Here is an 8,151-nt window from a genome sequence, read left to right on the forward strand (position 1 = left end):
TAGAAAAAAAAGAGGATAAACTAGATGCGGCGAAAAGGGAAATTAGAGAAGAAACAGGCCTTAAAGATTTCAGCAGGATTCTAGATTTGGAATATTCTTTTGAATTTAAAAATGAATACGGAGAGTTTAAAGAGTGGGCTTATGGTTTTGAGGTTTCTTCTACTGTAGAAGAAGTAACAATTAGTGATGAGCATCAAAAATATGTTTGGGTTAATTCTGAAACAGCTCACGAATTATTACATTGGGATTCAAATAAGGCTGTTTTAAAGTTAATAGAAGAAAGATTAAAGATGGTTAGATAATGGAAGCTATCAACTTTTACGTTATTCATATGGCTTTTTTGATGACTGCGGAATTTATTTGGGCTTTTTTTGTATTTTTTATAGGTCTTAAAATATTAAGAAAAAATGACCTCTTATTTACCAAAACATTCTATTATTTTATATTCGCATCAGCTCTAACAAGTTTTATTATCAATAGACTTTTTGATTATGGGATGCAGGACGCGCCTATAGTTTCTGAAATATGGGCTAAAATTGGCAACATGGAAAGATTGGGTATAACGATTGTTCCAACTTTTATACTAATGTATTTCTACTTTTACTTTTCCACAAGTATTTTAAAACTAAGTGCTAAACAGTCTCTATTTTTAGCGTTATTACTAAGTATCGCCACTGCTCCGTGGAGAATACTGGTTTAAGGCTAGTAAGCCGTGAATCCGAAAACCTCATTAATAAATTCTGATAAACATTATTAAAAGAAAAGTTACCAATTTCGTCATTCCCGTTTTTCTTCCGTCATTCCCGCGAAGGCGGGAATCTAGTATTTTATGGATTTCTGCTTCCGCAGGAATGACAAAGAAGAGGGCTTTTGGATTCACTGTGTAAATAGTGGAAAAAACAACGAAATTCTGTTAAACTATTTTTATTACTTTTAAAAGGAGATTTATTCATGGCAAAAGATAATAGGCCAGTAATTACTTTGGAGTGCAGCGTGTGTCACGAAAGGAATTATTCAACTACTAAAAATGCAAAAACTCAAAAGGAAAGAATGGAATTAAAAAAATTCTGCAAACGCTGTAGAGCACATACTGTGCACAAAGAAAGTAAGTAACCTAAATTTATGAGTACTCAACTCAAAAAGGGAATAGACTTTATCGGTGTTGGCTGCGGCGCATTAATCGTTAATGATAATAACGAAACTTTGTTGATGAAAAGAGGTGGTGATTCCAGAAACGAAACGGGAATTTGGAGCCAGCCGGGCGGGGGAGTAGATTTTGGCGAAAAAATTGAAGATGCGATTAAACGGGAGGTGAAAGAAGAGCTTGGGGTGACGATAGAATTGCATGATTTTTTAACTGTTACGGACCATATAATACCCGGCGAAAATCAACATTGGGTTTCAGTCTCTTATTTAGGTAAAATAGTAAGTGGTAAACCCGTAATTTTGGAACAGGAAAAGTGTTCTGAAATTAAATGGTTTGCTTTGAATAATCTTCCGGAAAATTTAACCCAGCCAACGAAAGAATCTGTGGAAGCATATAAAAAATTGAATAACGCGGGGGTGTAGTTAAGTGGTATAACGAGGGTCTCCAAAACCTTAGTCGGGAGTTCGATTCTCTCCACCCCTGCCAAGATATTTTATAATTAGGTAATATTATGTTCACTAACTATCTAAGTAATGTAAAAAATGCAGGCATAGCCTCAACTATTAGCGGCTGGTTTTATTTAATATCTTTATTTATATTGTCTCTAAGAAATGTCATGCGGAACAATTATGACAAAGCTGGCTATTTTAGTATATTATTCATTATAACTCTGCCATTAATTTTCTACTTGATCAGGAGCGGAAGTAAACTCAGAAACTATAAAAAAGAAAAAAGCCAATTACTACTAAGATTAAACAAAAATTTATTTTACCTATCCTTGTTCTATACAATATTACTTTTGATATTTTTTATAATCCTTGGGATAATCTCATTATTTACTACTATCCTTCTTTTTCTATCACTAAAATCTTTATCTAAAAAAGAAAATCTGGAATAACAATTGATTTCTCTATATTTTTAAAGTAAGCAATAGCTTCCTCTATATGTGTTCTGCCAAGATGATTTTTTTGACCGTTCTACTAGCGAGTAGAACGGTTTTTGAATTGAAAAATAGAGCATTTTATCTTTTAAAATAAAGGTAAATAAATTATCTAATATATATGAAAAAGAAAATTATAAAAAACGAAATTATTATTTATCAAGCGAAATCCGGTGCTATTGAGCTAAAGGGGGATTTTAATAAAGAAACAGTATGGGCGACTCAAGCACAAATTGCTGATATTTTTGAAATTAATCGTACGGTAGTAACTAAACACATTGGTAATATATTTAAATCAAAAGAGGTAGAAAGTAAAAGCAATGTGCAAAAAGTGCACATTGCAAATTCTGATAAACCCGTAGCTTTTTATTCATTAGATATTATTCTAGCTATTGGTTATAGAACAAATTCTGTTAAAGCAATTCGATTTCGAAAATGGGCAACAAGTGTTTTACGAAAGCATTTAGTGGTTGGTTATACTATCAATTGTTCGCGAATCGCCAAAAATTATGATGAATTTCTAAAAGCAGTCGAACAAGTAAAAAAAGTTTTACCTGATGGTGGAGTAGTGGATGCAAAAAATGCTCTTGAGCTAATAAAAATGTTTGCCGATACTTGGTTTTCGTTAGATGCTTTTGATAAATCTAAATTACCTAAAAGCGGTATAACAAAAAAGCAGGTAAATTTTACAGCAACCGAAATAACAAAAGCCCTACGTGAATTAAAGCAAGAGCTTATATCAAAAAAAGAAACGACTGATATGTTTGGAATGGAAAGGGAAAACGATAGTATTGCTTCTATTATGGGTAATGTATTCCAAACATTTGATGGCAAAGATGTGTATCCGAGCGTGGAAGAAAAAGCAGCACATTTACTTTATTTTATGGTAAAAAATCATCCTTTTGTTGATGGCAACAAGCGTTCGGGGGCATTTGCTTTTGTCTGGTTTCTTAAAAAAGTTAATTTATTAAATACTTCACGCCTTACCCCAACAGCTTTAACTGCGCTTACCTTACTTGTAGCTGAAAGTAAGCCAAAGGACAAGGAACAAATAGTAGGATTAATTCTAATTTTGCTCAAAAAATAAACTATGCAAGTTCTGGGAGAGTATACGATAATTCCTAAAATTTTCTACCATACTTCATTTATATTTTTAGAATAGTTTAGCGCTTCCTACATAATGATCTACCAAGAGTGCTGGATAGAGGCTAAAGCCCCTGTTTTTGCTTTTACGGGGATTTAGTAAAATAGATAACAATAAGAAATCTCTTGACACCCGACCATATGGTCGGGTAAAATTAATATTAATATATGAAAACTATAAATCTAGTTATTACAAAAAGACAAAAAGAAGTACTTTTTGCAATTTATAACTCACTTAAGGATGTAGGGTTTCCGCCTTCTTTCAGTGAGCTAAAAGAAAAGCTTAACATTTCATCAAATCAGACAATTTTAGACCTGCTCTCTGTTATAGAGAAAAAAGGATTTATCAAAAGAGAAGAAGGCTCGGCTCGTGGAATCGTAATTAAACCGTTAGGATATGATGCAATAAAAAAAGAACCTCTTGTTAGAATTGCAGGAGTTACCGCCGCTGGTCCAACAATTGAAGCAATAGAACAAAATGAATGGATAGAAATGCCCTCCGGGCATAAAAAAATTGACAATGTTTTTATTGTAAAGGTGAGTGGCGATTCTATGATAGAAGCTGGAATTTATAATGGTGATTTAGTTCTTATAAAAGAAGCATCAGAGTATAAAAATGGTGATATTGTTTTAGCCAGACAAGGTAATGAAGTGACGCTCAAAACCTTTATTTATGATAAAGGTCGAACATATCTCAGACCCGAAAACCCAAATTATAGAATAATTCCCATAACTCACGATACTTTCTTTTTGGGCAAAATGATAGCTAACTTAGAAGAAAGGAAATAATGGAAACAAAAGAAAACATTATAGAAATTATTAACAAAATTTTTAAAGATTCTGATACCCTTTATGGATTAAAAGAATTTAGCGGTATTAAAATTGAAGATGTGCTTGATATCTTTGAGAAAGATAAAAAATATTATGTAAAATGTTTCAAACGCGAAAAAGATATTCAAGTTTATAACCCAGAAAAAAACAGCGGAAATCCAGAAGAAATAGTTCGTCAGCTATGGATTTACAAATTGCTAAGTTATTATAAATACGATAAATCTTTAATAGAAGTTGAAGCAGATGTTCATTTTGGTAGAGAAATTCACGTTAAGGCAGTTGACATAGTGGTTTATAAAAATAAGAACAAGGAGACACCTTATATAGTTTTTGAAGTAAAAAAACCAAAAGAAGAGGAAGGTATTGAACAACTAAAATCTTATTTGAATGCTCAAGGTGCCTTAATCGGCGTTTGGTCAAACGGCGATGCAAAAACTGTTCTTTATAGACCATACCCAAAGGATTATGAAACCCTAAGAGATATTCCAAGATTTGATCAAGAAATAGACGATATTTTAAAAGAAAAATTAACTCTGGATAAATTAAAAACAGACTTTGATCTTAAAAAGATAGTAGAAACATTAGAAGAACTTGTGCTTGCAAATTCAGGCGGAGATGTCTTCACTGAAATTTTTAAATTAATCTTTGCTAAATTAATCGATGAGAAAAAAGCTCTAAGTAGACCAGAACATGAACTTTTGTTTAGAAAATCAAAAGATGTGCAATTAACTTTTAATACAATAAACAAACTTTTTAAGGAGGCGGTAGATGAATGGCCAGGCGTTTTTAATGAACATGAAAAAATTGAACTTTCTCCTTACCATTTATCTGTTTGCGTTGGTTCTTTAGAAGAAATCAAGCTTTTTGGCGCTAATCTAACCGTTATGGACCACGCCTTTGAATATTTACTAACATCAATTGCAAAAGGGAGCAAGGGTCAATATTTTACTCCCAGGAATGTTATTGATATGGCAGTTAAAATGTTAAATCCAAAACAAAATGAATATGTAATCGATCCAGCTTGTGGCTCTGGTGGTTTTTTAATTCATGCAATGCATTGGGTTTGGCAAAATCATTTAAATGCTACTTCAAATTCAAATTTTGATCAGGACAAAATAGAATACGCAAAAAGGTATATCTATGGGATAGATTTTGATGAAAAAACAACAAAAATTTCTCGTGCATTAATGCTTATCTCAGGAGATGGCCGTTCTCATGTGTTTAAGCTAAATTCCTTAGATACTAGGGAATGGTTAAGGGAGGGGGATGAAGAAATTCGCGCTAGAGCAGAACTAAGAGGCTTACTATATAAATTTAACAATATAGATAAAGACCGAGAGAATGAAGAATCGTTTAAAAATTTAAAGTTCGATGTTTTACTAACAAATCCTCCTTTTGCTGGCGAAATACACGATTCCTTACTTCTTAATAGATATGAATTAGCAAAAAATGAAGCAGGGAAGCAAAAGAAAATAGTTGAAAGGCATATTTTATTTATAGAAAGAGCCTTAGATATGCTAAAACCTAGCGGAAGAATGACCGTTGTTCTTCCTCAGGGAGTTTTGAACAATACAAATTCTTCTTATATTAGGAATTGGCTTTTTGATAAAGCCAGAATATTATCAGTTGTTGGGCTTCATGTTAACACTTTTAAGCCTCATACTGGAGTAAAAACAAGCATTCTATTTTTACAAAAATGGGCTGAAAATGAAAAGCCGCTAAAGGATTATCCAATTTTTATGGCAGTTTCTCAAAAAGGAGGAAAAGATAATTCTGGAAGGGAAATATTTAAAAAAGATGAAAAGGGCAACCTAATTTATAAGGTAACAGGCGAAAAAGTTCTAGATGATGATTTAGATGCTATTGCTGATGGATTTATTAAATTTGCAAAAGAGCAAAAGTTTAATTTTTGGAGAAGTCGTTAATGTCAGTAAAAAATAATCAATATAAATTGTTTATAGATGAATCTGGAACGGCAAGTCTAAAAGATAAAGGTTCTGTCTTGTACATTTTAGCTGGTTGTTCTATCGAAGAAGGTGATCGTAATGAGGTAAAAATAAAAGCAGACCAGATTAAGTATAAATATTGGGGAAGGACTGATATTATTTTTCATTCAAGAGAAATTGGCAGAAGGCAAAACAATTTTAAAATTTTCAAAGATAAAAAATTATACGATAATTTCTTAAAAGATATTAAAGGATTTCTACTTGATGCTAAATTTAAAATGTTTTTTATAATTCTTGATAAAAAGAAATTGAGAAAACTCAGCTGGAACCAAGTAAAAATATATAAGGAAACATCTAAGCTCATGATACACAATTTTTTGTTAGCTTTATTAGCTATTGATTCAAGGGGTAAGATTATCGTGGAGTCAGCGACATCTGAAAAAGATTTCCATTTTCATCGGGCATTAGGTATTTTCCTTTCCGAGGGAATAAAAAATCCAAAAATAGATTTTAGTTTAGTACAAGAAAAAATAACCTCGATTTCATTTGTTAGCAAGAAAAATCATGATATTGAGGAACAAATAGCGGATCTCTTAGCCTATGGTGCTAAATGCAAATACCTAAAAAATAAATTAAATCGGAAATATGAGAGTCTGGTTGTTAATATATTGGAAAGAAAAATTTTTAAAATGCCAAAAAATGCGAATGTTGGTAAAATGCAATATTTAAAAGAGATCAATCCTTTTTATGTCATCCCACAATAAATAGTTTCAAAACGCAAAAAACTGGATTGCGGCATCACGCTCGCTCACCAGCTTCTTGTTAAAAATTATACTATATTATTGTCAAACAGTCAATAAGATTAAAAATTACAAAAATGGCACATTCAATTATTCAAAAATCACAACTTGAAGGGCAAAATCGACTAGATGCTGAATTTTATCATCCAGATAAATTAGATTCTCTAAAAATACTAAATAGATTAAAAGGTGAAAATTTAAAAAATTATTTTACTAACGTAAGCGAAGTTATTACTCCTTTTTCAAAAGAAGAAATTAACAATTTAAAAGTATATGACTTAACAGATGCTTTAGGTTTTTTCTTTGAAGAAGGTAAAAAAATTACCTCGCCCTTAGAATTAGGGAGTACAAAGAAGATTCTCCAACAAAATGATGTTGTTATATCAAGACTAAGATCTTATTTAAAAGAGATATCTATTGTCAAAGATGAAAAAGCATTCGGATCAACTGAATTTATAGTTTTAAGATCTATAAAAGAAGTAGTTCCGGAAATATTATTTATTTATCTTTTATCTAATAAAATACAAGTAATCTTAAATTGGAGTCAGGATGGAACAAATCACCCTCGTTTTAACGAGGAAGCGTTGATGAACCTAACGTTACCTAACATACTTTTAGAAAAAGATAAGGAAATTAAGAAGGGTGTACGGGACGCTTTTTTACTGTCCGATAAATCGAGAGAATTATACCAACAAGCCGAAAATTTACTTTTGGAAAAATTGGGGTTAAAGAATTTTCAATTTGAAAATGATTTATTTTTTACAACAAAATTATCAGAAGTAAAGTCCGTAAATCGAATTGATGCAGATTATTTCATGCCAAAATATGAAACGATTCTAGATAGAATCAGTCAAAAAGGCATAAGAGTTTTAGCTGATAACTTTGATATTATTCGAAGTAAAAATTTTGTATACAAAGAAGGTGGGGTAGTTGGGGTTATTAAAACAAAACAAGTAGGAAAACAGAACTTGAAGTTTGAAGTAGAAAGCGAAACAAGCCAAGAAATTAGTGAAAAAGAAAAATTACCTATAATGAAAGATAACGATGTTGTTTTTGCATCAATGGGTGTTGGCTCGTTGGGCCGCTCTAATATTTTTTATGATTTTGAAAAAAACGAAAGAGAATTTACTATTGATTCAACTTTACGGATTTTTAGGAAAAAAACGGCAGGTAAAATTCTGCCGGAGGTATTAAATGTTTATTTAAATTCTATTGTTGGTTAAGAACTGATTTACAAAAACATTGTCGGCTCTAGCGGTATAATATCTATTTACGAAGATTATTTAAGAAACTTGCCAGTGCCACTTTTATCAGAATTTGCCCAACAAAAAATCGCTGATTTAG

Annotated in this window: 9 protein-coding genes and 1 tRNA gene; all 10 read left to right on the plus strand. The window is 31.5% G+C overall.

Annotated elements, in window-relative coordinates; translation table 11 throughout:
* The coding region (locus tag COX95_02090; GenBank protein ID PIZ86122.1) for a hypothetical protein at positions 1–302 on the plus strand (302 nt) is incomplete at its 5' end.
* A complete protein-coding gene (locus COX95_02095) occupies positions 302–700 on the plus strand; it encodes a hypothetical protein (protein ID PIZ86123.1) in 399 nt (132 codons plus the stop codon). The genes COX95_02090 and COX95_02095, both read left to right, overlap by 1 nt.
* 251 nt (positions 701–951) lie before the next feature.
* Positions 952–1,113: a 50S ribosomal protein L33 gene (gene rpmG, locus COX95_02100; protein PIZ86124.1), complete on the plus strand. Its 162-nt coding sequence runs from the start codon at positions 952–954 to the stop codon at positions 1,111–1,113.
* 9 nt (positions 1,114–1,122) lie between these two features.
* Complete coding sequence (locus COX95_02105) at positions 1,123–1,569, plus strand: DNA mismatch repair protein MutT (GenBank protein PIZ86125.1); 447 nt, start codon at positions 1,123–1,125, stop codon at positions 1,567–1,569.
* Positions 1,560–1,633 (plus strand) — tRNA-Trp (locus COX95_02110). The genes COX95_02105 and COX95_02110 overlap by 10 nt, the downstream gene beginning before the upstream one ends.
* Positions 1,634–2,208: 575 nt before the next feature.
* A complete protein-coding gene (locus tag COX95_02115; protein PIZ86126.1) occupies positions 2,209–3,174 on the plus strand; it encodes a death-on-curing protein in 966 nt (321 codons plus the stop codon).
* A gap of 224 nt (positions 3,175–3,398) precedes the next feature.
* Positions 3,399–4,019, plus strand: coding sequence for a repressor LexA (gene lexA, locus COX95_02120; GenBank protein ID PIZ86127.1), 621 nt, complete (start codon positions 3,399–3,401; stop codon positions 4,017–4,019).
* A complete protein-coding gene (locus COX95_02125) occupies positions 4,019–5,986 on the plus strand; it encodes an SAM-dependent methyltransferase (GenBank protein ID PIZ86128.1) in 1,968 nt (655 codons plus the stop codon). The genes lexA and COX95_02125 overlap by 1 nt, the downstream gene beginning before the upstream one ends.
* Positions 5,986–6,771, plus strand: a complete 786-nt coding sequence (locus tag COX95_02130) for a hypothetical protein (protein PIZ86129.1) — start codon at positions 5,986–5,988, stop codon at positions 6,769–6,771. Before COX95_02125 ends, COX95_02130 begins: the two co-directional genes overlap by 1 nt.
* A 113-nt stretch (positions 6,772–6,884) precedes the next feature.
* Complete coding sequence (locus COX95_02135) at positions 6,885–8,030, plus strand: hypothetical protein (protein ID PIZ86130.1); 1,146 nt, start codon at positions 6,885–6,887, stop codon at positions 8,028–8,030.
* Positions 8,031–8,151: the final 121 nt, after the last annotated feature.

The sequence above is a fragment of the bacterium CG_4_10_14_0_2_um_filter_33_32 genome, from assembly GCA_002792735.1.
Classification (GTDB): Bacteria; Patescibacteriota; CPR2_A; order CG2-30-33-46; family CG2-30-33-46; genus CG2-30-33-46.